Annotated in this window: 30 protein-coding genes, 1 tRNA gene and 1 pseudogene; 19 read left to right on the top strand and 13 right to left on the bottom strand. The window is 71.2% G+C overall.

Features of this window, described 5'->3' with window-relative positions:
* Positions 1-189 precede the first annotated feature (189 nt).
* Positions 190-1065 (bottom strand): Fic family protein, encoded by an 876-nt coding sequence (locus FU792_RS01930; protein ID WP_022925435.1) that lies wholly within the window; start codon positions 1063-1065, stop codon positions 190-192.
* Positions 1066-1383: 318 nt separating this feature from the next.
* Here FU792_RS01930 and FU792_RS01925 point away from each other — a divergent pair, with 318 nt between their 5' ends.
* Positions 1384-1845, top strand: coding sequence for a phage holin family protein (locus FU792_RS01925; protein ID WP_022925434.1), 462 nt, complete (start codon positions 1384-1386; stop codon positions 1843-1845).
* A 40-nt stretch (positions 1846-1885) separates the two neighbouring features.
* On the opposite strand, the gene FU792_RS01920 is transcribed toward FU792_RS01925, so the two are convergent.
* On the bottom strand, positions 1886-2557 hold the full coding sequence (locus FU792_RS01920; protein ID WP_022925433.1) for an NUDIX hydrolase: 672 nt from the start codon (positions 2555-2557) through the stop codon (positions 1886-1888).
* Positions 2554-3210 carry an endonuclease III gene (nth, locus tag FU792_RS01915; RefSeq protein ID WP_084485205.1) on the bottom strand — a complete coding sequence of 219 codons (657 nt, stop codon included), beginning with the start codon at positions 3208-3210 and terminating at the stop codon, positions 2554-2556. The genes FU792_RS01920 and nth overlap by 4 nt, the downstream gene beginning before the upstream one ends.
* A gap of 161 nt (positions 3211-3371) precedes the next feature.
* Here nth and FU792_RS01910 point away from each other — a divergent pair, with 161 nt between their 5' ends.
* A complete protein-coding gene (locus FU792_RS01910) occupies positions 3372-4049 on the top strand; it encodes a Crp/Fnr family transcriptional regulator (RefSeq protein WP_022925431.1) in 678 nt (225 codons plus the stop codon).
* 13 nt (positions 4050-4062) lie between these two features.
* On the opposite strand, the gene FU792_RS01905 is transcribed toward FU792_RS01910, so the two are convergent.
* The 4 genes from FU792_RS01905 to FU792_RS01890 are packed head-to-tail and all read right to left on the bottom strand — an operon-like array spanning position 4063 to position 6446.
* Positions 4063-4878, bottom strand: a complete 816-nt coding sequence (locus FU792_RS01905) for an MBL fold metallo-hydrolase (RefSeq protein WP_022925430.1) — start codon at positions 4876-4878, stop codon at positions 4063-4065.
* Between the two features lie 12 nt (positions 4879-4890).
* Positions 4891-5766: an NUDIX hydrolase gene (locus FU792_RS01900; protein WP_022925429.1), complete on the bottom strand. Its 876-nt coding sequence runs from the start codon at positions 5764-5766 to the stop codon at positions 4891-4893.
* A 6-nt stretch (positions 5767-5772) separates the two neighbouring features.
* A complete protein-coding gene (locus tag FU792_RS01895) occupies positions 5773-6267 on the bottom strand; it encodes a RidA family protein (RefSeq protein ID WP_022925428.1) in 495 nt (164 codons plus the stop codon).
* A gap of 8 nt (positions 6268-6275) precedes the next feature.
* Positions 6276-6446, bottom strand: a complete 171-nt coding sequence (locus FU792_RS01890) for a Sp36 family protein (RefSeq protein WP_022925427.1) — start codon at positions 6444-6446, stop codon at positions 6276-6278.
* A gap of 98 nt (positions 6447-6544) precedes the next feature.
* Between FU792_RS01890 and FU792_RS17605 the strand changes: the two genes are divergently transcribed.
* The 7 genes from FU792_RS17605 (at position 6545) to FU792_RS19075 (ending at position 12107) form a co-directional block, all read left to right on the top strand.
* Complete coding sequence (locus FU792_RS17605; RefSeq protein ID WP_149814500.1) at positions 6545-7564, top strand: transglycosylase domain-containing protein; 1020 nt, start codon at positions 6545-6547, stop codon at positions 7562-7564.
* A 38-nt stretch (positions 7565-7602) separates the two neighbouring features.
* Positions 7603-9225, top strand: coding sequence for a penicillin-binding transpeptidase domain-containing protein (locus FU792_RS01880; RefSeq protein ID WP_338101198.1), 1623 nt, complete (start codon positions 7603-7605; stop codon positions 9223-9225).
* Positions 9226-9301: 76 nt separating this feature from the next.
* Positions 9302-9766, top strand: coding sequence for a GatB/YqeY domain-containing protein (locus FU792_RS01875; protein WP_022925425.1), 465 nt, complete (start codon positions 9302-9304; stop codon positions 9764-9766).
* A gap of 5 nt (positions 9767-9771) precedes the next feature.
* Positions 9772-10728 (top strand): metallophosphoesterase, encoded by a 957-nt coding sequence (locus FU792_RS01870; RefSeq protein ID WP_022925424.1) that lies wholly within the window; start codon positions 9772-9774, stop codon positions 10726-10728.
* A gap of 69 nt (positions 10729-10797) precedes the next feature.
* A tRNA-Pro gene (locus FU792_RS01865) sits at positions 10798-10874 on the top strand.
* A gap of 571 nt (positions 10875-11445) precedes the next feature.
* Positions 11446-11979 carry a relaxase domain-containing protein gene (locus tag FU792_RS16600; protein ID WP_161600179.1) on the top strand — a complete coding sequence of 178 codons (534 nt, stop codon included), beginning with the start codon at positions 11446-11448 and terminating at the stop codon, positions 11977-11979.
* On the top strand, positions 11955-12107 hold the full coding sequence (locus FU792_RS19075; protein WP_420876847.1) for a relaxase domain-containing protein: 153 nt from the start codon (positions 11955-11957) through the stop codon (positions 12105-12107). The genes FU792_RS16600 and FU792_RS19075 overlap by 25 nt, the downstream gene beginning before the upstream one ends.
* On the opposite strand, the pseudogene FU792_RS01850 reads toward FU792_RS19075, so the two are convergent.
* Both FU792_RS01850 and FU792_RS01845 read right to left on the bottom strand, forming a co-directional pair.
* Positions 12080-13008 (bottom strand): annotated as a pseudogene (locus FU792_RS01850) (transposase). The gene FU792_RS19075 and the pseudogene FU792_RS01850 overlap by 28 nt on opposite strands.
* 212 nt (positions 13009-13220) lie before the next feature.
* Complete coding sequence (locus tag FU792_RS01845) at positions 13221-13415, bottom strand: hypothetical protein (RefSeq protein ID WP_022925422.1); 195 nt, start codon at positions 13413-13415, stop codon at positions 13221-13223.
* A gap of 179 nt (positions 13416-13594) precedes the next feature.
* Here FU792_RS01845 and FU792_RS01840 point away from each other — a divergent pair, with 179 nt between their 5' ends.
* Entirely contained in the window at positions 13595-14026 is a 432-nt protein-coding gene (locus tag FU792_RS01840) for an NUDIX hydrolase (RefSeq protein ID WP_022925421.1), read from the top strand.
* 73 nt (positions 14027-14099) lie between these two features.
* Positions 14100-14507 carry a GNAT family N-acetyltransferase gene (locus FU792_RS01835; RefSeq protein WP_202804752.1) on the top strand — a complete coding sequence of 136 codons (408 nt, stop codon included), beginning with the start codon at positions 14100-14102 and terminating at the stop codon, positions 14505-14507.
* Between the two features lie 162 nt (positions 14508-14669).
* Here the strand turns inward: FU792_RS01835 and FU792_RS01830 are convergent, their stop codons facing one another.
* The 4 genes from FU792_RS01830 to FU792_RS19070 all read right to left on the bottom strand — a co-directional run bounded on the left by FU792_RS01830 (position 14670) and on the right by FU792_RS19070 (position 16890).
* The gene (locus FU792_RS01830; RefSeq protein ID WP_237740038.1) at positions 14670-14876 is read right to left on the bottom strand and encodes a toxin; all 207 of its coding nucleotides are present in this window, start codon (positions 14874-14876) and stop codon (positions 14670-14672) included.
* A gap of 29 nt (positions 14877-14905) precedes the next feature.
* A complete protein-coding gene (locus FU792_RS01825) occupies positions 14906-15154 on the bottom strand; it encodes a ribbon-helix-helix protein, CopG family (RefSeq protein WP_022925419.1) in 249 nt (82 codons plus the stop codon).
* 576 nt (positions 15155-15730) lie between these two features.
* Positions 15731-16546: a site-specific integrase gene (locus FU792_RS01820; RefSeq protein ID WP_202804750.1), complete on the bottom strand. Its 816-nt coding sequence runs from the start codon at positions 16544-16546 to the stop codon at positions 15731-15733.
* Entirely contained in the window at positions 16435-16890 is a 456-nt protein-coding gene (locus tag FU792_RS19070) for a tyrosine-type recombinase/integrase (RefSeq protein ID WP_202804748.1), read from the bottom strand. Before FU792_RS19070 ends, FU792_RS01820 begins: the two co-directional genes overlap by 112 nt.
* 330 nt (positions 16891-17220) lie before the next feature.
* Here FU792_RS19070 and FU792_RS01815 point away from each other — a divergent pair, with 330 nt between their 5' ends.
* The 8 genes from FU792_RS01815 to FU792_RS01790 are packed head-to-tail and all read left to right on the top strand — an operon-like array spanning position 17221 to position 23035.
* Positions 17221-20208: a DUF4040 family protein gene (locus FU792_RS01815; RefSeq protein ID WP_022925417.1), complete on the top strand. Its 2988-nt coding sequence runs from the start codon at positions 17221-17223 to the stop codon at positions 20206-20208.
* The gene (locus FU792_RS18720; protein ID WP_338101145.1) at positions 20205-20399 is read left to right on the top strand and encodes an NADH-ubiquinone oxidoreductase chain 4L; all 195 of its coding nucleotides are present in this window, start codon (positions 20205-20207) and stop codon (positions 20397-20399) included. Before FU792_RS01815 ends, FU792_RS18720 begins: the two co-directional genes overlap by 4 nt.
* Positions 20320-20538 (top strand): cation:proton antiporter subunit C, encoded by a 219-nt coding sequence (locus FU792_RS01810; RefSeq protein ID WP_338101197.1) that lies wholly within the window; start codon positions 20320-20322, stop codon positions 20536-20538. Before FU792_RS18720 ends, FU792_RS01810 begins: the two co-directional genes overlap by 80 nt.
* On the top strand, positions 20535-20786 hold the full coding sequence (locus FU792_RS17600) for a hypothetical protein (protein ID WP_238706026.1): 252 nt from the start codon (positions 20535-20537) through the stop codon (positions 20784-20786). Before FU792_RS01810 ends, FU792_RS17600 begins: the two co-directional genes overlap by 4 nt.
* A complete protein-coding gene (locus tag FU792_RS01805) occupies positions 20708-22054 on the top strand; it encodes a proton-conducting transporter transmembrane domain-containing protein (RefSeq protein ID WP_238706025.1) in 1347 nt (448 codons plus the stop codon). The genes FU792_RS17600 and FU792_RS01805 overlap by 79 nt, the downstream gene beginning before the upstream one ends.
* Positions 22051-22431: a Na+/H+ antiporter subunit E gene (locus FU792_RS01800; RefSeq protein ID WP_022925414.1), complete on the top strand. Its 381-nt coding sequence runs from the start codon at positions 22051-22053 to the stop codon at positions 22429-22431. The genes FU792_RS01805 and FU792_RS01800 overlap by 4 nt, the downstream gene beginning before the upstream one ends.
* Entirely contained in the window at positions 22428-22688 is a 261-nt protein-coding gene (locus tag FU792_RS01795; protein WP_022925413.1) for a monovalent cation/H+ antiporter complex subunit F, read from the top strand. Before FU792_RS01800 ends, FU792_RS01795 begins: the two co-directional genes overlap by 4 nt.
* A complete protein-coding gene (locus FU792_RS01790) occupies positions 22685-23035 on the top strand; it encodes a cation:proton antiporter (protein WP_149814496.1) in 351 nt (116 codons plus the stop codon). The genes FU792_RS01795 and FU792_RS01790 overlap by 4 nt, the downstream gene beginning before the upstream one ends.
* Positions 23036-23065: the final 30 nt, after the last annotated feature.

Here is a 23065-nt window from a genome sequence, read left to right as displayed (position 1 = left end):
CCGCGCTACAACTCTTGCGAGGAGCGCTGTGCTCACAAGTATGCCCCACCCGCTAGACCAATTGCAAGCGGTACCCGACACCTGCGGTGCTGGACAAACGCCGTCCGCCAGGGACCCTGCCTGCATACCCCCGGGGGTGGCGACTCAGGAGGGCCGGACGCCAGGTTCCACCGGCTTTCCCGAGGCCGCTCACGGCACGTCCAGGCGCCCCGACCGGACCGCGTCGGCGATGCGCATCCCCTCCTCCGCGGCCAGCACGACGGCCTCCGCGGAGTGGACCAGCCACAGGCGGACGCCGGTGGGATCGGCACTGGCGTACGCGGCCAGCGCGCCGCGGTAGTCGGTCCCTGCACGCCCGGCGTGACCGGCCTCGGGGACGGTCACCCCCGTCGGGTCCACGCCGCACACGGTGAGCACCACGCGCTCGAGCGCGCGAGCCACCAGACCGTTGCCGGAGACGAACGGGCGAGCCACCGCGATCTCGGCATGGGCGATCGCCGCGACGACCAACGCCGGGGCACGACCCGCCACCGCCGACCCGAGCAGACCGTGCATCGCGCCGAGGCGGGCGAGAGCCTCCTGCGCCGGCGGTGCCGGGCCGAGGACCTCCTGCCCCGCGACCGCCTCCTCCGGACGCCGCGGACGGCCGAGCTGGTGCTCGGGCGCGAGCCCGGCGCCCGCAGCGGTGTGGAGCGCGGCGACGAGCTGCGCCGGGGCACGCAGGTGGGCCACGGTCACACCCTCCGTGCGCGCCGTCACCCGCGCCGCGGCCAGGACGGTCCGCCAGACCGGGTCCGCCTCGCGCGCGCTCCGTCCCAGCGCCCCGCGCAGCAGGTCCCGCACCACGTCCACGCTGCGCTCCGACCCTGCCGGCTCCGCGCCCTCCAGCAGTGCGGTCGCCGTGGCCCCGCGGACCCGTGATTCGGCGGCTGCCTCGGGCGACCGGCGCCGCAGCCCCTCGTGCCACCGCAGCCGCGTGCAGGCCTCCCGCGCGGCGTCCACCGACTCGGCGACGTCCGGCATCCGGACCAGCTCCGCCACCGCGCTCTCTGCCGTGATGCTCACCCGCTCACCCTACGGCCGGGCACGAGCCGCCCCCTGTGCACGGGGAGGCGCCGACCTGGAGAAGTCTTTAACAAAACTTTGCCGAAAGTGGCGCTGACCACCCTGATCCGCCTGGCAGACTGGACGTATCGACTCAAGGAGCCCCTTCCACGGAGGGCGTGGCTCCACCGGCTGTCACGGGACCGGTTCGTCGACACGGGCGCTCGCTCGGCACTGAACAGGGGGTGCCGAGCGGGCCCCGTGCTTGTCCGGGGGCCATCGTCCAGCAGGCGTCCGTGCGTGATGCGACCCAGACCGGCTCGGGATAGCATCCTGGGCATGGCAACTCCTGCGGAAACAGACACCACGACGCTGACCGGCAGCACCGGCAAGCGTTCCCTCGGCGAACTCGTGTCGGACGTCTCGCTGGACGTCTCGCAGATCGTGCGGGGCGAGGTCGAGCTGGCCAAGGCCGAGATCAAGCAGGACGTCGCCCACGCGGGCAAGGGCGCGGGGATGTTCGCGGGTGCCGGCGTGCTCGGTCTCTACGGCCTCGGGCTGCTGTTCCTCGGCCTCGCGGGTGTCATCGCGATCTGGTTGCCCTGGTGGGCCGGCCTGCTCATCATGGCCGGCGTCCTCTTCCTCGTCGCGGGCATCCTCGCGCTCATCGGCAAGGGCCAGGTGGGCAAGGTCCACGGCAAGCCGGACCGGGCGATCCGCGAGGGCAAGGAGACCGTGGAGACGGTCAAGGCCGCCGCCCAGGGACTGCGCGGCACCGCGATCGAGACCTCTCAGGGCTGAGCCTGGCACCGGCCACCGACGAGCGGCCGGGCCGCAGCGCTCAGAGCGCGAGATCTCGGGTCGGCGCGTCCGGCCACGGCACGCCGAGCCCCGCGAGGTCCAGCACCCGGTCCAGCACACCGGCCGTGAACCCCCATACGAGGAGGCCGTCGACCTCCCAGGCCGGGCCGAGGAAGCCCGAGGGGTGACGCACCCAGAACCGCTGTTGCGGGTCGGTCAGCGTGGCGACCTCCGGCTGCAGCACCCGCGCCACCTCCCGAGGGTCCTTGGCCCACAGGGCGTGCGGTTCGGCACGACGCCACCATGCGAGCACGGGGGTGACGTCATAGCTGGACACCGGGATGTGCAGGGTGGGCAGCTCGCCCAGGACCTGCACGGTGGCGGGATCCAGGCCCACCTCCTCGTGCGCCTCCCGGAGGGCCGTCGCCGCGGCGTCACCGTCGCCCGGCTCGGTGCCACCTCCGGGGAAGGCCGGCTGGCCCGCGTGCGCACGCATGGTATGAGCCCGCTCGGTGATGACGACGGTCGTCGCCTCGGGGTCGGTGGGGTCGTGGACGCCTGGGCCGAAGAGCACCAGCACGGCCGACTGCCGACGGCCACCCTCCGGTGGGGGCAGGAACCGGCTGAAGCGCTCGCCGGGGATCGTCGGCACCCTCCCCGCCAGGTCCGTGAGCCAGGTCGGGGGGCGGGCCTGCGTGACCTCGCCGCTCACGCGCGCGGACCGGTCCGCACCAGCTTCGCCGCGGCGACCTCGTCGGTCGGTCCCGCGCCGTGGCTCGGGCACTGGCGCGCGACCGGGCATACCCCGCAGGCGGGCTTGCGCGCGTGGCACAGCCGGCGCCCGTGGAAGATCAGCACGTGCGAGAGCTGGGCCCACTCCCGACGCGGGAAGAGCTCGCCGACCTCCTGCTCGACGGCGACCGGGTCCTCCTGCGCGGTCCAGCCGAACCGGCGGACCAGACGCCCGAAGTGCGTGTCGACCGTGATGCCCGGCACCCCGAAGGCGTTGCCGAGCACGACGTTGGCCGTCTTGCGGCCGACCCCGGGCAGGCTCACGAGGTCGGGCAACCGCCCCGGGACCTGCCCGTCGAAGCGCTCGACGAGGGCGGCCCCGAGCTTCAGGAGCGACTCCGTCTTGGCGCGGAAGAAGCCGGTGGGCTGGATGATCGCCTCGACGTCGGCCCGGTCCGCCGCCGCGAGCGCCCGGGCGTCGGGGTAGCGCGCGAACAGCGTCGGCGTCACGCCGTTCACCCGCACGTCGGTGGTCTGCGCCGACAGCACCGTCGCGACGAGCAGCTGGTAGGGATCCTCGAAGTCCAGCTCGCAGTGGGCGTCCGGGTAGTGCTCGTGGAGCAGCCGGGACATCTTGCGCGCCCGCCGGGTCAGCGCCAGCGCGCTCTCCCCCGTCGGCCTCGCGACCTCCGGCTGGCCCTGCCCGTCGTCCTCACTCACCCGGGCAAGCCTAGACGTGGCGTCAGACACACCTGATCCGCCCGTCGGCCTCGCCGCCGTGGCACCATGAACCGGTGGACCGGCACGTGGTGATGAAAGCTCCGCTGTTCGCCGCGCTCGATGGCGCGACGGCAGACCAGCTCATGGAGTCGATGAGCCCGCGTCGGCTGGCCCGCGGGGATGTCGTCTTCCACGAGGGGGACCCGGGCGACTCGCTCTACGTCATCACGCGGGGGAAGGTGAAGCTGTCCAAGGCCGCCTCCGACGGCCGGGAGAGCCTGCTGTCGGTGCTCGGTCCCGGTGAGATGTTCGGTGAACTCAGCCTCTTCGACCCCGGCCCACGGCTGACCACCGCCTACGTCGTGTCGGACACCGAGTTCATCTCGCTGGGCAACGACGCGCTCCGCTCCTTCCTCGAGCAGCACCCCGAGGTCGCCATGCAGATGCTGGCCGGGCTGGCGCACCGCCTGCGGAAGACCAACGAGGGTTTGTCCGACCTGGTGTTCACCGACGTGCCAGGGCGGGTGGCCAAGGCGCTGCTCGACCTGTCCGACCGCTTCGGGCGTCGCTCGGAGGCCGGGCTGGTCGTCGCGCACGACCTCACCCAGGAGGAGCTGGCCCAGCTCGTCGGTGCCAGCCGGGAGACGGTCAACAAGGCCTTGGCCGACTTCGCCCAGCGCGGGTGGGTCACCCTGGGCGCCAAGTCGGTCACGCTCCTCGACGTGGACCGGCTGCGCCGCCGCGCCCGCTGACCCTCGTGCCCGGTCAGCCCACCGGCTCGCCCAGGTAGGCCAGCTGGGCCAGGACCGAGAGCCGCGCCGCGGGCCATACCTCTCGGGGGGTGTCGGCATACACCAGCTCGACGACGCGGTCCGCGAGATCGGACCCGCGGGGCGCCTCGGACCCGCGCACCTGCGTGACGGCCTCCCGGACCTGGTCCAGCCGCTGGTGCCGGTGCGTGAGATAGCGGTCCAGAACGCCTGCGGCGTCCGCCGCGACCGGGCCGTGACCCGGCGCGATGCTGGTAGCCTCACCGGCGGCCGCCAGGTCCCGCAGGCGCTGCAGCGAGGCCAGGTATGACGTGAGGTCGCCGTCCGGATGGGCGACGACCGTGGTGCCCCGGCCCAGCACGGTGTCACCGGTGAGCACGGCGCGGTCCGCCGGGAGCAGGAAGCAGACCGAGTCGGCGGTGTGCCCCGGGGTGGTGACGACGCGCAGCTCGAGGCCGCCGGCGCCCACGACCTCACCGTCCGTCAGGCCCTGACCCCGACCGGCTCCCCGCACCGGCGCCGCGGTCAGCTCGGCCCACCGCTCCGCGGACTCGGCGTGGTCCGGGTGCCCGTGGGTCAGCAGGGTGAGCGCGACCCGCGCTCCCCGGCCGGCGACGTGGGCGAGCACCGCCCGCAGGTGCTCCTCCCGGAGCGGGCCCGGGTCGACCACGACGGCCTGCCTGCTGCCGGGCTCGAGGAGCACCCAGGTGTTGGTGCCCTCGAGGGTCATGGGTGAGGGGTTGGGGCAGAGCACGGCGTGCGCCCGGTCGCCCCAGGGCCCACCGGTCCACGGCTCGTCGGCGGAGGTCATGCCATCAGCCTCTCACCGCGGTATGCGTATGGCGACGGCCCCGCCGTCCTCGACCGGGACCGGCAGCACGGGTCGGACCTCGACCGGTCGGCCGAGCCAGGAGTCGAGGGTCACGTCCTCCACCTGCGCCAGCTCCTCCACCATGACCTGGGTCGGCGGGAGCATGACGTCGCGGCCTGCGCGCTGGCCCTCCAGGATCTGTGCCGGCGAGCGCCAGCTCGCCACCTCGGCCTCGGTGCTCTCGTCGTCGGCCCGCTGGCCCCGCGGCATGCGCGCGGCGAAGAAGAAGGTGTCGTAGCGGCGCGGCTCGCACTCGGGGGTGATCCACCGGCCGCGCAGGCTCAGCAGGTCCGCGCGGAGCACCAGGCCGTGCCGGGCGAGCAGCTCGGCGAAGCTCTGCGAGCGGTCCAGCAGCGCGGCACGCTCCTGCCGCCACACCGGGTCGCGCAGGTCGGCGACCACCTCACCGGCGTCTCGCCCCGCGAGCAGCACGCCGCACTCCTCGAAGACCTCGCGGGCCGCGGCGGTCACCAGCTCGCATGCGCCCTCCTCGTCGGTACCGAGCCGGCCGGACCACTCCTGGGCGGAGGGACCAGCCCACGGGACGGACCGCTCGGCGTCGCGCGCGTCCACTCCTCCGCCGGGGAAGGCCAGCATCCCCGCCGCGAAGGCCATGCTGCCGGCGCGTCGGAGCACGAAGACCTCGAGCTCCCGGGCATCGCCTGACGGGCCGTCGCGGAGCAGCATGACGGTGGCCGAGCGGCGGGGCTCCGCGACCGTGCGCCGGTCCCTCGGCGTCGCCAGCCAGGCCCGGCCGGCCTCGGCGACCGGCTCCGGCACCGCGAAGTCCCGGTAGGCCTGCGGCTCGTCCCCGAGGTCGTGCGCCACCCCGGGTCAGCCCCGGACGGCGACGGTGATCTCGACCTCGACCGGCACGTCGAGCGGCAGCACGGCGACGCCGACCGCCGAGCGCGCGTGCACCCCGGCGTCGCCGAAGGCGTGGCCGAGCAGCTCGGAGGCGCCGTTGACGACACCAGGCTGTCCGGTGAAACCCGGGTCGCTGGCCACGAAGCCGACGACCTTGACCACCCGGACCACCCGGTCCAGGTCGCCGACGACCGACCTGACGGCGGCGATGGCGTTCAGCGCGCAGACGCCGGCCAGCCGGGTCGCGTCCGCCGGGGACACGAGCCCCGGCCCCTCACCGACCTTGCCGGTCAGCTCGAGCTGGCCGTCGACGAAGGGGACCTGCCCCGAGCTGAAGACGAGGTCACCGTGCTGCACGGCGGGGACGTAGGCGGCGACCGGCGCCGCGACCGCGGGGACCCGGTGGCCCAGCTCGGCCAGACGCGCCTCGACGGCACCGGCGGTCGGCTCGGCTGAGCTCATGGGCGGGTTCAGGCGTTCTTCGGGCGCTTGAGGTACGCCACGAGGTTGCTGCCGTCCCCGGGGCCGGGGACGACCTGCACGAGCTCCCAGCCGTCCTCGCCCCACTGGTCGAGGATCTGCTTGGTCGCGTGGATCATGAGCGGAACGGTGGCGTACTCCCACTGGTGCGCAGTCGTCATGGTGCCGAGCCTACCGGCGCCGTCCCCTCGGACGCTCCGACCCGGGGGCCTGGCGCGGCAGGCCGGACCTCTCAGAAACCTCACGTACCGTGTCTGGTATGCGCTCTGCCCTCACTGTCGCACGGGTGACCTCCCTGCTCGGGGTCTTCCTCGCCGTCTCGGTCCTCATGGGGATCATCGGCGCCGGTCTGCTCGCCCCGGTCGTCGGGGCCACCGGCCTGGCCGCGCGGGAGAGCGTCGGCATGTTCGAGGAGCTGCCCGGTGACCTGGAGCAGAACCCGCTCGCCCAGCAGTCGCGGATCCTGGCCGCTGATGGCACGGTCCTCGCGACCCCTGCCGACCGCAACCGGATCATCGCGGAGAGCGACGAGATCAGCCAGCACATGAAGGACGCCCAGGTGGCGATCGAGGACGAACGCTTCTTCCAGCACGGAGGTGCTGACGTCGAGGCCCTCGCCCGCGCCGTGGTGCAGAACACCACGACAGACTCCTTGCAAGGCGGTTCGACGCTGACGCAGCAATACATCAAGCAGGCGCTGACCGAGCAGGCCTTGAGCGAGGGGGACACCGAGGCCGCGGCGGACGCCCAGGCACGCACGGGCATGGAGGCCTATGTCCGCAAGCTGCGCGAGCTCAAGTACGCCATCACCCTCGAGGAGCGGCTGACCAAGGACGAGATCCTCGTCGGCTACCTCAACCTCGCCTTCTACGGCGACAACGTCTACGGCGTCGAGGCGGCCGCCCGGCACTACTTCGACGTCGACGCCAAGGACCTGAACATCTCGCAGTCAGCACTGTTGGCTGGCGTGGTCCGGTCGCCGACGGCCACCAATCCCGTGGCCAATCCCGAAGCCGCACAGGCCCGACGCGACGTCGTCCTCGACAAGATGCTCAACCTGGGCATGATCACGCAGGAGGAGCACGACGAGGCCGTAGCCAGGCCCAGGTGGTCGGCACCGGCGAGGGGGAGATGCTGCAGATCACCGACAGCCAACGCTCCTGCCTGCGCTCCCGCAACCCCTACTTCTGCGACTACGTCGAGGCCTGGCTGCTGGAGCAGCCGGCCCTGGGCAAGACCCGGGACGAGCGGCTGGAGAACCTCACGACCAACGGGCTGACCGTCGAGACCACGCTCGACCTCGAGCTGTCCGCCGACATGAAGGACATCCTCCAGGACGCCACCCCGCAGGGCAACGACTACAACCTCGGGTCGGCGGCCACGGTCGTCGAGCCCGGCACCGGCAAGATCCTGGCCTTCAACCAGTCCAGCAGCTACTCCTTCGAGGACAGCCGCGACAAGGTCGACGAGACCTCGGTCAACTGGAACGTCGACAACGCCTACGGCGGTCCGGGAGGTATGGCGATCGGCTCGATCGCGAAGGCCTACACCCTGGTCGAGGCCATGGAGAAGGGCGTGCCGGTCGAGGCCACCCTCAACGTCCGGGCGCCGCAGGACAGCACCTACGGCAACGTCTGGCTGGAGGACCGCAAGGCAGCGCGACCTACCCACCCGCGGACGAGGTCTTCCCGGCCGGCATCTTCTTCCGCGACGACTTCGAGAGGCTGCACCATCGGTGAGGACCACTGGGCGGTCCGCAACGCCAACGACGAGAACCACGAGCGCAGCATCGCGCTGCGCAAGGCGGCAGCCCTCTCGGTCAACACCGCCTTCGCGACGCTGGCCTCGCAGGTCGGCACCTGCGACATCGCCGACACCATGACCGAGATGGGGCTGCACGCGGCCAACGGGCAGGCCTACGGCCTGGACCCGGGCAACGCCGAGACCACGCTCGCCCCCTCGCTGGTCCTGGGCGCCGACACGGCCAGCCCGCTGACGGTGGCCACCTCCTACGCGACGTTCGCCTCGGGCGGCGTCTACTGCCCGCCGGTCCCCGTGACCAAGGTGACCGACGCCAACGGCGAGGAGCTGCCGCTGGAGCTGGACGAGTGCGAGCGGGTCATCGACGAGGACGTCGCGCTCGGCGCCGTCGAGCTGCTCGAGGGTGTCGTCACCATCGAGGGCTCGGGCTACCAGGCCATCCTCGACGACAACCGGCCCGCCGGCGGCAAGACCGGCACCAACAACGACTCGACCGCCACGTGGTTCGCCGGCTTCACCCCGCAGCTGGCCACGGCCGTCTTCATCGGCAACATCCCCGGCGGCGCGGGCTACGACGGCGAGCTGCGCGACATCACCATCGGCGGACGCTACATCGAGGGCCCGCTCTTCGGCTCCTCGCTGGCAGGGCCGACCTGGAAGCGGATCATGGACCGCGCCTCGGAGGGGATGGACGTCGAGGACTGGGACGACCCGCCCGCCGACATCCTCAACGGCAAGCGCATCACCATCCCCAGCGTCGTCGGGATGTCCGTCGGCGAGGCCCAGGAGCGGCTCGAGGACGCCGGGCTCACCGGGAGCGTGGTGCGGGTGGCCTCCGGTCAGGCCGAGGGCACGGTGCTCTACACCACCCCGGGCGTCGGCTCCTCGGTCCAGACCTCCAGCCCGGTGACCCTCCACGTGTCGACCGGGGTGGCGCCCGCCGCCCGGGCAGCCCCCGTGCAGCCGCGCCAGCCGCAGCCGCCCGCCCAGCCCGCGCAGCCCGCACCCGGTGACGAGGCCGAGCCGGAGCCCACGGAGGAGGCCGAGCCGGAGCCCGAGCCCAGCGAGGAGCCGGAGCCGGAGCCCGAGCCGACGCAGGAGCCGGACCCCGAGCCCGAGCCCGCCCCGGCGCCCCCGGAGGACCCGCCGGGCACCGACCCTCCTGGTGACGACGACTGATCGACGGCACGACCCGAGGCCTGTCATGCAGGGCGAGGCGCCAGCCGGCCGCCCCTCCGGGTGAGACACTGGGCGCATGAGTGACTCGACCGGCCTCAAGGCCACCCTCCAGCAGGACCTCACGGCCGCGATGCGTGCCCAGGACAAGGTCCGGGCGGGCACGCTGCGCATGGCGCTGACGTCGGTGACGACGGAGGAGGTCGCCGGCAAGCAGCAGCGCGAGCTGAGCGATGACGAGGTGCTCAAGGTCATCACCAAGGAGGCCAAGAAGCGCCGCGAGGCCGCCGAGGCCTACTCCGGCGCCGGCCGGACCGAGCTCGCCGCCCAGGAGGAGGCTGAGCTCGCGGTGCTCGAGGCATACCTCCCGGCGCAGCTGTCCGACGACGAGCTGGCCTCGATGGCGCGGGAGGCCGTCGCCGAGACCGGGGCCACCGACCTGCGCGGCATGGGTCAGGTGATGAAGGTGCTCACCCCGAGGGTCGCCGGGCGCGCCGAGGGCGGGCGCGTGGCCGCGGCGGTGAAGCAGGCGCTGGGCGCCTGACCACGATGTCGTCGGTATGGCGCCCGCTCACCGGCGCGGTTCTCGGGGCGGGGGCTCTCGCGGCCGGTGCCGTCGCCTACGCCACCTGGGTCGAGCCCCGGTGGTTCGCGTTGCGCCGTGCGAGCATCCCCTGCCTGCCCGCGGGCTCGCCCGACCTGCGCGTGCTGCACCTGTCCGACCTGCACCTGGTGCCCACCCAGTGGCGCAAGCGCGACTGGGTCCGGGGACTGGCCGAGCTCGACCCCGACCTGGTGGTCCACACCGGTGACCACCTCGCCGCGATGGACGCCGTCCCGGCGGCGATCGACTCCTACGGCACGCTGCTGGACCGTCCGGGCGTCTTCGTCCTCGGGTCCAACGACTACTACCCACCGACGCGCAAGAACCCGCTGCGCTACCTCGACGACAGCCACCGCAAGGGTGCCGAGCTCACCCCGGACGTGCTCCCGACGCAGGACCTCGTCGACGGCCTGCGGCGTCGCGGGTGGGCCGACCTCACCCACCGGCGGGTCCGGCTGCGGGTCGCGGGCGTGGACCTGGAGCTCGTGGGCACCGACGACGCCCACCTGGAGCTGGACGACTACCCCAGCGTGTCCGCCCCCGCTGCCACCGACGCCGACCTGACGATCGGGGTGACCCACGCGCCCTACCAGCGGGTGCTGGACCCGATGGCCGCGGACGGCGCCCGGCTGCTCGTCGCCGGGCACACCCACGGCGGCCAGCTGCGGGTCCCCGGGTACGGCGCCCTCGTCACCAACTGCGACCTCGACACCTCCCGTGCCTCCGGCGTGTCCCGGTGGTGGCCCGGCGCCGGCGCGACGCCCTCGTCGCAGGCTCCGCCGGGCGCCGCCTGGCTGCACGTCTCCGCCGGCCTCGGCGGCAACCCCTACACGCCGTTCCGCTTCTGCTGCCGCCCGGAGGCGACCCTCATCACCCTGACGGCCGGCGGTCCGGGGATTTAGCCGCGACCCGGGGCGTGGGCTATTCTTGCGGACGCTGCGTGCGGTCCTGCCGGGCTCGCGCACGGGCCACGGGGTGTGGCGCAGCTTGGTAGCGCGCTTCGTTCGGGACGAAGAGGTCGCAGGTTCAAATCCTGTCACCCCGACCATGGCACGAAAGGGCTGCTGACCTGCGGAAACGCAGGGTCGGTGGCCCTTTCGATTTCCCGGCCGTGCCTTGAACGTGCCTGGAGATCCGCTCCACCAGACGGCTCCGTGGGCTCCGGACCCCGTAACCAGAGGACCGGTAGCGTCTGACCCGAGCGCCGTCGCCGGGCAGGACCCGGCCGGGCGCGGCGCAGCGCGATCAACCCATGATGGGCGATGTCGGCACGTGTGCACCACTTCGACCTCGGTGTCACGTGCGTGGCCGCCGTGAGCCAGCGCCTCGACGCTCACCGCCCGGCACACGCGAAGGCGGGGGACCGCCCTCCACCGCCGCGACCGTCGCACACCGCTGGAGCGTCAGCACCCTCACCGCGCCAGCCGACCCCACGATCCCCTCCCCCGGTCCACCGCCCCGTCGTCCCTCACCCGCGCACCACCCTCTGTCGCGCCCCTATCGCCGACGGTCGCACAGCCCTCGCTGCGCTCGAGAAGGACACACCTGGTGCACTCGGTGGGGTTCGTCCCGGAATTGGTGAACGCCCGCGGTGGGAATGGCGGCTTTTGGTAAGTGTGATGACGTTGCACAAGCTGGCCGCGGGGAGCGGGGACACGTACCTGACGAGCCAGGTCGCCCAGCACGATGCGACGGAGCGCCGGCAGGCGGGGTTGGCGTCGTACTACGAGAAGAAGGGCGAGGCGCCGGGGCGGTGGATGGGCACCGGCCTGGCCGGGCTGGACCTGGCTGAGGGGGGCGTGGAGACTGAGGAGCAGATGCGGTTGCTGTTCGGGCGGGGCCGCCACCCCCGCTCCGGAGAGCCCGGAGCGGCAGCGAACGGGTGGGCCGGGTTGGGGCGGGCATTCCTGACGTTCGAGGAGACGACCTTGCGGCAGGTCACCGCTCGTGCGTTCAGCGAGCACAACACCAGCCGGGGTTTGCCGTGGAACGCTCCGATCCCGGCGGAAGAGCGGGCCCGGATCCGCACCCGAGTCACCCGGGAGGTCTTCGAGGAGCGGCTCGGCCGGGCACCGGTGGACGAGGACGAGTTGACGAGTTCGTCGCGAGGGCGTCGCGTCCGGCGCAGGTGCCGGTGGCGGGGTTCGACCTGACGTTCTCGCCGGTGAAGTCGGTCTCGACCCTGTGGGCGCTTGGCCGCCCGGCCCGGACAGAACAAACCGGCTCTTCACCTTTGAGCGTGGTGCTGGGTGTTCACGCCGCGATCTGTCGGGGCGCGTAGCCAATGATGCGGCATCGGTAGTTGTCGTGATTGCGGTACCCGCGCCCGACTCTCTTGATCTTCTTGGCGGTCAGGTTCGCCGCCTCCGTTCTCGCATTGGTCACCCTCGTCCGACAGAAGGTGAGCAGCTCACGCTGACCCTCGCCCTGGGCAGCGCCTTGCGGACGGCGGCACGGAACTCACTGGACATGTCCAGTGCGACGATCTTTACCCGCTGGCGCCACCACCGGGGCCGGGCGCCCAGCCACGCCTTGACGGTCGCGCCGCGGCGGCCGTCGACGACGTCCAGGATGGCGCCGTCGTCCAGGTCGGTGAACACGATCGACCAGGGCTCGACCCGCTTCACGGACTGGGTGTCGGGTTCGCGCAGATAGCGCACGGTGCGGAACCGGTGCTCATCGATCCCCAGGCGCGCCACGTGCCGGCGGTCCACGCCGGGGTCCAGGTCCAGGGTGGTGGTGAGCATCCGCATCACCGTCGGCCACAACAGACCAGCCTCATCGGCGACCCGGGACACCGCGCGGGGCTCGGCCCGGCAGGCGGAGATCACCTGCTCGGCCAGCCGGGTCGTCACCCGTGCCCGCGCCGGCAGCTGCTCGGTCTCCTCGGTGAACGAGCGCCGCGGGCACAGCGCCTCACGGCAGACGTACCGCCGCTTGCGCACGAGGACATCCAGCGGCTGCCCGCCGCAAGCCACGTCTTTCACGTGCTGGGTCGGGCGCGCCTGGACCCGAGAGGACAGCACCCCGCAGAACGGACATGCGCCTTCGGTCGCGGTCGTCTCGATCACCACCTGCCGCGGACGCTCGTCAGCGACAGCACCGCTGGCGCTCACGACTCGGTAGCCGGACAGGTCGAACAGGATCGACGCCGCATCGACGTCGAACGTACGCTGGTACACGCTCGCGGTCCACGCTCATCGGATGCCTAGACAACACCCATGCTGGCGCAGGGCCGCGAGCCCTACGTCAGGGCCCCACCACGCTCAAAGTCGAAGAGCCCACAACACGATGCGGCAGCGCCTCGCCTTCCGGGTCCGTGTTCAGCTGATTGACACCCCGAACCTGCCTTCTGGCGGCAAGGCAGTTGATAGCACAAGCCCTGATGAACCCGCTAGAGCCGCGCCTGCGCGCTTCTCCTGATTCGAGATAGATTGAGGATCGCCAGTACCAAGAACAAGACCCCGAGCGCGACCCACAACCACCGCAACGAGGACCCGGAGACGAGTCCGGCTCCCACGAGGCAGGCGCCCACCACGATGTTCAGCACGGCAACCGCTGAGACCATGCGGCGGCGCTGCTCGTCCATGCAGGCACACTATCCCTGGAACGTCTCGTGCACGTACGCGCCGATCGTCAGCGCACTCTTCTGCCGCATGCGGAATGCCCGTAGCGCACGTGGTTGCGGGCGCGTCTGTCCCTGTCGGCGTAGTAGCCCCGACCGTGATGGAGCCGGCCTGGCCACGGTGCAGGGGTAGCGTCCCCTGGGTGCACTTCACCGAGTTCGACTCCCGCCTGGCGGCCTACGGGTTGCTCATCTCAGACGACGACCAGATCCTCCTGACCTGGTTCAACGGGGGCGGCCGCGCAGAGCCCGGGTGGACGATGCCCGGCGGAGGCGTCGAGTTCGATGAGTCCATCAAGGATGCTGTCGCGCGTGAGGTGTTCGAAGAGACCGGGTACACCGTGGACGTGGGCGAGCACCGCTTCACCCTGCCCCGCCAGGGCACCCGCCGCCCCATGCGTTCCCAGCGTTTCCTCCTCACGGCCACCATCACCGGCGGTGCACTCGGGACGACCGAGACCGACGGCACGACCGACTTCGCCGCCTGGGTCCCCCTGGGCGAGGTCACCGCTCTGCATCCACGGGCCGACATCATCGAACTCGCCCTGGACGTCCTGCGACAACGAAACCACTAACCAGACAAGGCGTCCTCACAACCCCCGAAAAGGACCAGCAGACAACTGTTCGCTCGGGCTAGTCTCGCCACCTATGCCTCCCGAACCTCTCGCCGTGCTGCGCCGCGTCCGGCCGAACGACAGCGAGGCAATCCTGCAGGCCTTCACAGCCCCGGACATGTCCCGCCAGGGTGACGCCCAGGACCTCGGCACTGCGGCGACCTACGCACGGCGGCTGTCCGAGAACCCGTTCGCCTTCGGTCTCACTACCGACGGCACGCTTCGCGGGGTCGTCGCCCTCAATGTCGACCACGGGAACCGGCTGGGCTGGTTCTGGTACTGGACGCACCCCTCCCACCGCCGGCGCGGTCTCACCAAGTGCGCAGCAGGGACCGTGTCCAACTGGGCGCTGAGCGCCGGCGGACTCGAACGACTCGAGCTGGGCCACCGCGCCAACAACCCTGCCTCCGGACGCATCGCCCTAGCAGCCGGATTCATTTAAGAGGGCCTGGAGCGAAAGAAGTTCCTCGTCGACGGAGACCGCGTCGACGTGCTGACCTACGGACGCCTGCGCACCGGCCCATCACCCAACACCCCAGAACTTCCCCTCACCGCCACTCAGACCATCCTGGCAAACCGCCCGGAAATGCCGCCGGTCGCATGTTCAGTTGAGCAGATGCAGGTACTGTCGCCGAGCCTTCATGGCATGGATGACGAGTTGGTGCCCGCTGTCGAAAGTGAGAATCGCCATCTCGAGAAGACGGCCGCTTCGGTCGAAGCCGAACACGAATTGCTTGGCCGGCATGTCATCGTCCGGTTCGCTGGCGTAGCTCCAGTTCTCGGCCGCGTAGACGATGTCGAGTTCGCTCACTCCATGCTTGAGTGCTGAGGGGTTGACCTTCACGCGACGTAGGCACGAAGAGCAGCACGGATCAGCTCAGAGCGGGTGGTGTGATCTCGCTCCGCGCGCTCGTCTAGCGCGCTGAGCAGAGTGTCGTCGAGGCGGACGGGCACCACCCGAGCGGGTCCGTCGCCCATCGGCTTGCGGCCCCGCTTGCGAAGTTGTTCGACGTCGTAGCCCTGCTCAGCCTCGTCGGCCCACTCCTGGATCATCTCGTCGGTGACGGGCACTCCCTTGATCTTCTCCACCGACAAATCGTAATACGGTTTGGATGCCGTGTCACGAGCAACCCGTTCGTGTCACTCGTCCTCACCCCTCTTGCCGAGGACTGCCTGCGCGCCCATTACCAGGATCTTCGGGTCCCCAGTGACGTCGCAGGCAGCCCTGAGCAGGCGTGCCAGCTGCTGGCGGTTCAGGCCGCCGGCGCGCGCCTCTCACGGAAGGTCCGGAGCGCCTGGGTCCGTTCGGTCTCGTTCAGACCGCCGGCGAACGGGGAGTTCTGGCGCAGTTCGCGCGCCCGGGGGCTGGTGCTGAGGATCGTGCTGACAGTCTGCTCCAGTCCCTGGGTGAGGATGCTGTCCCACTGACGGAGGTACTCGACCGTTCGGCCATCCGCCCGGATGCATGGAGCTCCAGCGCCGGATGTTCTCCCATGCCAGCCTCATCACGTCCTCCGGCCTGGTGAGCAGGTGGGTGAGCGTCGCCTGGTGAAGCCACAGCTGCTGACGCTGCTCCTCCGCCATCGACGGGGCCTCGAGCAGGGCTTCGACAAGACCCCCGCAGGGGGCGCATTCCGCCAGCCAGCCTTGGGAGGCAAGCGACGTTCACAGTCCGTCCCGACGCGGGGATCCGGCCACGACCATCGCCGACAGCGCCTCCGCGATCCTGGCGTCCCGGTCCGCCGCGGCGTGCTGGTAGCGCAGTGCCGCCTTGTGCGTCGAGTGACCGAGCCGAGCCATGAGCTCAGCCAGCGTCGCTCCCGCCTGCGCCGCGAACACCGCCCCCCGTGTGTCGCAGGTCGTGCCAGCGCAGGTCCGGACGCCCGGCCGCTGCCCGTGCGGGGGCCATGCCTTGTTGAGGTTGGACACGGCCAGGTGCTGGGCTGCGTTGCTCTTGGCGTGGAACAGCAGCGCGTCCGGTCGCTTGTCCTCCATCGCGTTTAGGTGCGCCTGGATGGCGGGCATGATCGCCGACGGCAGCGTGACGGTGCGGGTGCCGGCCTCGCTCTTGGGGTCGCCCACGACGAACCGTGGTCGACGACGCGCCGCCACCGTCTCGGGATCCTCACCAGGCAGGCGCACCACGGCGCGGGTCACATGGACGACGTTGCCGAACAGGTCCTTGCGACGCAGCTCCGCCACCTCACCCCAACGAAGTCCACCCCAGGCGGACAGGAGCACGGCGGCCCGCAGCTGGGGCGGCATGTTCTCCACGATCGTCGCCAGCTCCGTCGGCGTCGCAGGCTGGATGCGGTGCCGGCGGCGTGGCGGCGAGCCCGCCTCGCGCAGCCGACAGGGGTTGACGTCGATCAGGGGCGGGTCGTCCTTGCGGGCTGCCTCCAGGATCGTGCGCAGCAGAGCGTAGGCGTGGGCACGGGCCGTGGCCTTGTCCGGGTCCATCCGGCGCCACCACTCCCGCACCGTGTCGGTGTGATCGCGTTCACGGTGAGCTGGCCGAAGGCGGGAAGGAGGTGACGGTCGAGCCGGCCGGCGTAGAGCACCCTGGTCCGCGGCTTGAGATCCTGCCGTTCCTCCAGCCACCCCCGCGCGTACTCGTTGAAGTTCACCGACCGGCGTCGCCTCTCCCGAGTCAGGATCCACCCGGTGTCCAGCTCCGTGCGCTTGATCCGCAGCCAGGCCTCCGCCGCGTCCCTGCTCGCGAATGTGCGCGGCGCCTTGTGCTCCAGCGCCTCCCACGTGTAGCGGGCCTGCCACTTCCCCGACGGCAGACGGCGCACCGAGCCGAACCGTCGTTCGCGTGCCATACCGCCGCCTTTCGTGCCATGAACGTGCCTGGAGATGTGACATCTCCTGCCCTCTCGTGACCACCCGCGTCCTGAGTAACAGTGTGCCCTTTGTGCAGGTCAGACAGCATATCTGCTGATCGGCACCAGCGCCCCAAAATGCCCTAGTGTCTATTTCAAATCCTGTCACCCCGACCAGCAGAGACCGACCCAGACCGGACCACCCGGTCGGGGTCGGTCTTTCTCGTGCCTGCTCTCCCGCGACCCTCCGAGGGGTTGGTAGATTGCTCCCATGATCCGCCCGGTCGACCGATGCCTCGTTGGCACCGGCCTGTCCAGGGCGGGTCGGCGATGAGCCTGCTCTGGACGTTGGTCATCTCCGCGGTGACCGTCGTCGCGACCTTCCCGCTCACCCGCCTCCTGGGTCGGCACGCCGGGTGGCCGATCGCCGCCCTCTACCTCGCTGCCGCCGGGGCATACTGGCCCGCCGCCACAGAGGTCATGCACCACGGCACCGTGGCGTGGTCGATGCCGTGGGTGCCCACCCTCGGCCTCGAGCTCTCGCTGCGCGCGGACGGACTGGGCACCGTCTTCACCTTCATCGCGCTGGTCATCGGTGCGATCGTGCTGGCCTACTCCACGGCATACCTCAAGCCGGGGCGCAACCTCACCTTCTACTTCTACATGGCGATGTTCACCGTCTCCATGGTCGGGCTGGTGCTGGCGGACGACCTGATCCTGCTGTTCCTGTGCTGGGAGCTCACCAGCCTCGCCAGCTTCTTCCTCATCGCGCGCTCGGGGTATGCCGGTGAGGCGGCCTCGATGCGCACCCTGCTCATCACGTTCCTGGGCGGGCTGGGGCTGCTCTCCGCGGTGACCGCGATCATTGTGCGCACCGGCACGACCACGCTGTCCGAGGCGCTGGCGCACGAGGTGTGGGACACCAGCCCCGGCTTCACCGCGACCGTGGCGCTCCTGGTCATCCTCGCGGCCTTCACCAAGTCGGCGCAGTTCCCCTTCCACGTGTGGCTGCCTGACGCCATGGCCGCCGCGACCCCGGTCAGCGCCTACCTGCACGCCGCCGCGGTCGTCAAGGCCGGGATCTTCCTGCTCATGCGCTTCTCCCCGGCCTTCCACGACGTGCTGGTGTGGAACGTCCTGCTCGTCGTCACCGGCCTGGTGACCTGCGCCATCGGCGGCTGGTTCGCGCTGCAAAAGACCGACCTCAAGAAGCTCATGGCCTACTCCACGGTCAGCCAGCTGGGTCTCATCGTGGCCACCATCGGCATCGGCACGGAGTACGCCCTCGCCGCCGCGATCCTGCACGTCATCGCGCACGCGCTCTTCAAGTCCGGGCTGTTCATGATGGTCGGGGTCGTGGACCACGCGGCCGGCACCCGCGACGTGCGGCGGATGCCGGTGCTCTCCTCCGCCATGCCGGTCGCCTTCTGGGTCACCGTGCTCGGGTGCGCGTCGATGGCCGGGGTGCCGCCGATGCTCGGCTTCGTCTCCAAGGAGAGCATCCTCACCGCGATGCTGGACTCCCCCTTCGGCACCGTGGCCTCGTGGGCCGCCTTCCTGGGCGTCGCCCTGACCGCGGTGCTGACCTTCGCCTACTGCGCCAAGATCGTCTTCAACGGCTTCTACGACGGCCGTGGCGCGGCCAAGTGGCCCGAGGACCGGCCGCTGCACACGACCCCCTGGGCGCTGGGCACCTTCGCCGCCATCCCGATCGTCGTGGGCCTGCCGCTCGCCTTCGTCGTGGGCATCCTCGACACCCCGGTCGGCCGCGCGACCGCCGCGATGCTGCCCGCCGGCGCCGAGGAGCCGCACCCGCACCTCGCGCTCTGGCACGGGCTCAACCTGGAGCTCTTCACCACGCTGGCGATCATCGCCGTCGGCGTCCTCATCATCCTGCGGCGCCGCTTCTTCTTCCCGGCCCGGGAGCACGACACCTTCTCCTTCGACGGCGCCGACGTCATCAAGGTCATCAACGACACGGCCGCGGACGTCGGGCAGTCGCTGGCGATGCTGGTGCGGGCGGACAACCCGACCCGGCACGTGGCGGTCCAGTTCATCGCGCTCGGCGCGCTGGTCCTTGGCGGGGTGACGGTGCTCGTCTCCGGCGACCACCTCCTGCCGGTCCAGGAGGGCCTGGTGAGCCCGGTGGACGTCGTCGTGCTCGTGATCATCGCCCTGGCCGTCGGCGTCCTGTGCCGCGCCAACTCCCGGCTGGCCGCCGTGGTGGCGCTGTCCACCGTCGGCGTCGCGGTGACGGTGCAGATCTTCGCGCTCGGCGCGCCCGACGTCGGCATGACCCAGCTGCTCGTCGAGGCCCTCACGGTCCTCATGATCATGCTCGTGCTGCAGCGGCTCCCGCAGACCTTCGGCCGCGGGCCGCGCTGGGGCAACAAGATGGCGCTGCTGCTCGCCGCGATCGGGGGGCTCTCGGCCGGCGTGGCCACCTGGGCGCTCACCGGGCGCCGGGACCGCAGCGACATCGCCCTCTACTACCTGGAGGAGGGCCCGGTCGAGACCGGCGGCGACAACGTCGTCAACACCATCCTCGTGGAGTTCCGGGCGCTGGACACCTTCGGCGAGCTCACCGTCCTGGGGATGGCCGCGGTCGCCATGGTCGCGATCGTCTCCACCGTCCGCGACAAGTACCTCGACCCGCCCCCGGAGGCCGACCGCAACCACGTGCCGCTGCCGGAGGTGCCGCTGCGCGAGCGCGGCTCGACGGCCTACCGCGCCGTCACCGAGGCCTGGGGCAACGCGGTGCCCCTGCAGCTGCTCGTGCGCGTCACCGCCCCGCTGCTGGCGATCATCTCGGCGATCCTCTTCCTGCGCGGGCACAACGCCCCCGGCGGCGGCTTCATCGCCGCCCTGGTCGGCTCCTCGATCGTCGCGCTGATCTACCTCTCCACCTCCCGCGACCGGATGATCGGCCCGCCGCGGCTCCCGCTGCGCCTCGTGGCGATCGGCGTGCTCATCGCGGTGGCGACCGGGCTGCTCGGGCTGGTCGGGCACGTGTCCTTCCTCGAGCCGCTGCACACCTACATCGGCAGCTACAAGCTCATCTCGCCGATGGCCTTCGACCTCGGCGTCTACCTCGCGGTGCTCGGCCTGGTCATGGAGGCCTTCAACCTGCTCGGCGCGACCGGCGGCCGCGAGGGCACTCGCGAGCGCGCCGACGAGTCGGTGGAGGGCGAGATCAGCGGGCCGATGGACACCTCCCGCGGCGAGCGGTATGCCGAGACGCGCCTGGGCATACCCAACCGCGCCTCGAGGTACCTGCAGCAGGACCTGCCGCCGCGCAGGGGAGGTGATCGCCCGTGATCCTGCCCATCACGATCGGCATCCTCACCGCCGGCGCGATCTACCTCATGCTGCAGCGCGCATGGTACGGATTCATCTTCGGCCTGTCGCTGCTGGCGCCACGCCGCCAACCTGCTCATCCTGTCCGCCGGTGTCACCGCCTGGCGGGGGGAGCCGCTGCCCGGCCGCGCCGGCGTCGAGGACGCCGGTGACCCGTTGCCGCAGGCCTTCGTGCTGACCGCCATCGTCATCGCGCTCGCCGTCACCGTGCTCATGCTCGCCATGGCCGTCATCGGGCACAACGACGACACCAAGCGGATGCCGGAGACCGGGGAGGCGCGCCGCCGATGATCATGACCGCCGCCCTCCTGCCGCTGCTCGCCGCGATCCCGATCGCGGCGGCCGCGGCCACCGTGCTCTGGCGCAACCCGGTCTGGCAGCGTGCCTGGCTGCTGGGCATACCCGTGCTCACCGGGCTGGCCGGGCTCGACCTGCTCTCGGCCAGCACGGGGACACCCCGGTGCTGGCCGAGAACGTCGGCGCCTTCGTGCCCGGGGTGGCGATCCCCTTCGTCTCGGACACCTTCAGCGCGCTCATGATCCTGGTGACCTCGTTCACCGTGCTCATGTGCCTCGTCTTCATGGTCATCACCCGCGAGGACCGCTACCGGCTGCTCACGCCGCTGGTGCTGATGCTGCTCGGTGGCGTCAACGGCGCCTTCCTCACCGGCGACCTGTTCAACCTCTTCGTCTTCGTCGAGGTCATGCTGCTGCCGAGCTACGCGCTGATCGCGATCACCGGCACGTGGCGGCGGCTCGGGGTGGGCCGGACCTTCGTCGTCGTCAACCTGCTGACCAGCACGATCCTGCTCATCGGGGTCGGCCTGGTCTACGCCACCGCCGAGACCGTCAACCTCGCGCTGCTCGTGGGCGCCGGCACCGACCCGCGCACCGCGCTGAGCTCGGGGGTGGTGCTGCTCGCGCTGGCGATCAAGGCCGCGCTCGTGCCGATGCACACCTGGTTGCCGCGCAGCTACCCCGCCACCTCGGCCGCGGTCATGGGGCTCTTCTCGACGCTGCACACCAAGGTCGCGCTCTACGCGCTGTTCCGGATCACCTCCACGCTCTACGAGGGGCGGCCGCCGTGGGCGCTGGTCCTGGCCGTCCTCGTCGGCCTCTCGATCGTCGTCGCGTCCTACAGCACCTTGGGCGAGCGGGTCATGCGGCGGGCGCTGTCCTGGCAGCTGGTATCCAGCACCGGGCACGCACTGCTGGGTCTGCTCCTCTTCACGCAGTTCTCACTCGGCGCCGGCATCTTCTACACGGTCCACAGCATCGTGACCATGGGGGCGCTGATCCTCGGTGCCGGGGCGATCGAGCAGGTCTACGGCTCGGGGCGCTACGAGCGGCTGTCCGGGATCATCCGGCGAGACCGCATGCTCACGATCGGGTATGCCCTCGCGCTCATGTCGATCGTCGGACTGCCGCCCAGCGCGGGCTTCTTCGCCAAGGTCGTCCTGGTGCAGGCGTCGGCGCAGGCCGGCGGCGCCTGGCAGGCGGTCTTCGTCACGCTGATCTGCATCGGGGCGCTGGGATCCCTCGTGGCGATGCAGCGGTTGTGGGTCGGCGTCTTCTGGGGCCCGGACATGGAGGACTACCTCCCCGACTCCCCCGAGACGGGGCGCGGCCCGAAGACGAAGCTCACCGACGACGTGCGGGTCACTCCCCGGCTCATGGCGCCGATGGCCGTGCTCGTGGTGACCCAGCTGGCGATGTTCGTCCTCGCCGGGCCGCTGATGGAGATCACGACGCGGGCCGCGACCGGCCTGGTGGACCTCGCCCCCTACGTCGAGGCGGTGCTCGGATGATCGTCAACCCGCTACGGGTCGTCGTCTACGGCGGCTGGCTCGCGTCCGAGGTGATCCGCGGCGCGCTGCGGATCGGCGTCGACGTGGTGACGCCGGGGCTGCGCATGTCCCCGGCCATCGTCGCGCTGCCGCTGCACTGCGAGACCGACCTGGAGATCAGCACCATGGCCTCCTCCATCACCATCACGCCGGGGACCATCACCGTCGGCATCGCCCCCCGGACGGGAGACTCCCCGCCGACGCTCTACGTGCAGGCGCTCTACGGCACCGACCGCGAGGAGGTCGTCACCGAGCTGCGCGACATGGAGCGTCGGCTGCTGACCATGACTCGAGGGCCCCGCCGCAGCGAGCGCACGATGGAGGTGGAGCCCTCGTGAGCCTCATCGTCTGGACGACCGTCGGCATCCTGCTGCTCGCCGCGGTGCTGGGGCTGGTCCGGGTCATGACCGCCCGCGACGACGCCTCGGTCGCGGCGGTCAGCGACCTGGTCTACTTCTGCGCGGTCGGCATTTTCCTCATGATCGGCATGGCCTCGGGGTCGGTCGTCCTGCTCGACGTCGCCTCGTTGTCGGCACTGGTCGGCATCCTCGCGACCGTCTCCCTGGCCCGCATCCTCACCAGGGGGCAGCGATGAACGTCGTCCTGCTCGTGGTCGTCGGCGTGCTGTGCATCGGCGGCGCGCTCTTCGTGCTGACCAGCGCGCTGGCGATGCTGCGGGCCCGCGACGGGCTGTCCCGGATCAACGTGCTCTCCGGCGCGACCGGCATGGGCATCCCGTGGATGGTGACCGGCGTCTACGTCCACCACGTCTGGACCCACGGCTTCGACGTCGTCGACCTGATCAAGCTCCTGGTGGCGATCGCCGGCTTCATCATCATGAGCTCGGTGGCCTCCAACGCGCTCGGCCGCGCCGCCTACCGCTCGGGCGCCCCGCTCGACCCCGCGCGCTCGACCCCGACCGAGCCCAACGACCTCGCCTGAGGGCGCGCACCGCTGGCTCGGCCCACGTCC

It is taken from the genome of Serinicoccus marinus DSM 15273 (genome assembly GCF_008386315.1).
In the GTDB taxonomy this organism is placed as follows: domain Bacteria; phylum Actinomycetota; class Actinomycetes; order Actinomycetales; family Dermatophilaceae; genus Ornithinicoccus; species Ornithinicoccus marinus.
This window is presented reverse-complemented; position numbering and strand designations above follow the sequence as displayed.

Excerpts from the sequence above, each read along its gene's own strand:
- FU792_RS01925 (WP_022925434.1), top strand. The coding sequence starts at position 1,384 with ATGGCAACTCCTGCGGAAACAGACACCACGACGCTGACCGGCAGCACC.
- FU792_RS16600 (WP_161600179.1), top strand. The coding sequence starts at position 11,446 with ATGACGTTGCACAAGCTGGCCGCGGGGAGCGGGGACACGTACCTGACG.
- FU792_RS17600 (WP_238706026.1), top strand. The coding sequence starts at position 20,535 with ATGATCATGACCGCCGCCCTCCTGCCGCTGCTCGCCGCGATCCCGATC.
- FU792_RS17605 (WP_149814500.1), top strand. The coding sequence starts at position 6,545 with ATGCGCTCTGCCCTCACTGTCGCACGGGTGACCTCCCTGCTCGGGGTC.
- FU792_RS01890 (WP_022925427.1), bottom strand. The coding sequence starts at position 6,446 with ATGACGACTGCGCACCAGTGGGAGTACGCCACCGTTCCGCTCATGATC.
- FU792_RS01895 (WP_022925428.1), bottom strand. The coding sequence starts at position 6,267 with ATGAGCTCAGCCGAGCCGACCGCCGGTGCCGTCGAGGCGCGTCTGGCC.
- FU792_RS01790 (WP_149814496.1), top strand. The coding sequence starts at position 22,685 with ATGAACGTCGTCCTGCTCGTGGTCGTCGGCGTGCTGTGCATCGGCGGC.
- nth (WP_084485205.1), bottom strand. The coding sequence starts at position 3,210 with ATGTCCCGGCTGCTCCACGAGCACTACCCGGACGCCCACTGCGAGCTG.
- FU792_RS01815 (WP_022925417.1), top strand. The coding sequence starts at position 17,221 with ATGAGCCTGCTCTGGACGTTGGTCATCTCCGCGGTGACCGTCGTCGCG.
- FU792_RS19070 (WP_202804748.1), bottom strand. The coding sequence starts at position 16,890 with ATGGCACGCGAACGACGGTTCGGCTCGGTGCGCCGTCTGCCGTCGGGG.
- FU792_RS01875 (WP_022925425.1), top strand. The coding sequence starts at position 9,302 with ATGAGTGACTCGACCGGCCTCAAGGCCACCCTCCAGCAGGACCTCACG.
- FU792_RS01880 (WP_338101198.1), top strand. The coding sequence starts at position 7,603 with ATGAAGGACATCCTCCAGGACGCCACCCCGCAGGGCAACGACTACAAC.
- FU792_RS01845 (WP_022925422.1), bottom strand. The coding sequence starts at position 13,415 with ATGGACGAGCAGCGCCGCCGCATGGTCTCAGCGGTTGCCGTGCTGAAC.
- FU792_RS01870 (WP_022925424.1), top strand. The coding sequence starts at position 9,772 with ATGTCGTCGGTATGGCGCCCGCTCACCGGCGCGGTTCTCGGGGCGGGG.
- FU792_RS01905 (WP_022925430.1), bottom strand. The coding sequence starts at position 4,878 with ATGACCTCCGCCGACGAGCCGTGGACCGGTGGGCCCTGGGGCGACCGG.
- FU792_RS01800 (WP_022925414.1), top strand. The coding sequence starts at position 22,051 with ATGATCGTCAACCCGCTACGGGTCGTCGTCTACGGCGGCTGGCTCGCG.
- FU792_RS01835 (WP_202804752.1), top strand. The coding sequence starts at position 14,100 with ATGCCTCCCGAACCTCTCGCCGTGCTGCGCCGCGTCCGGCCGAACGAC.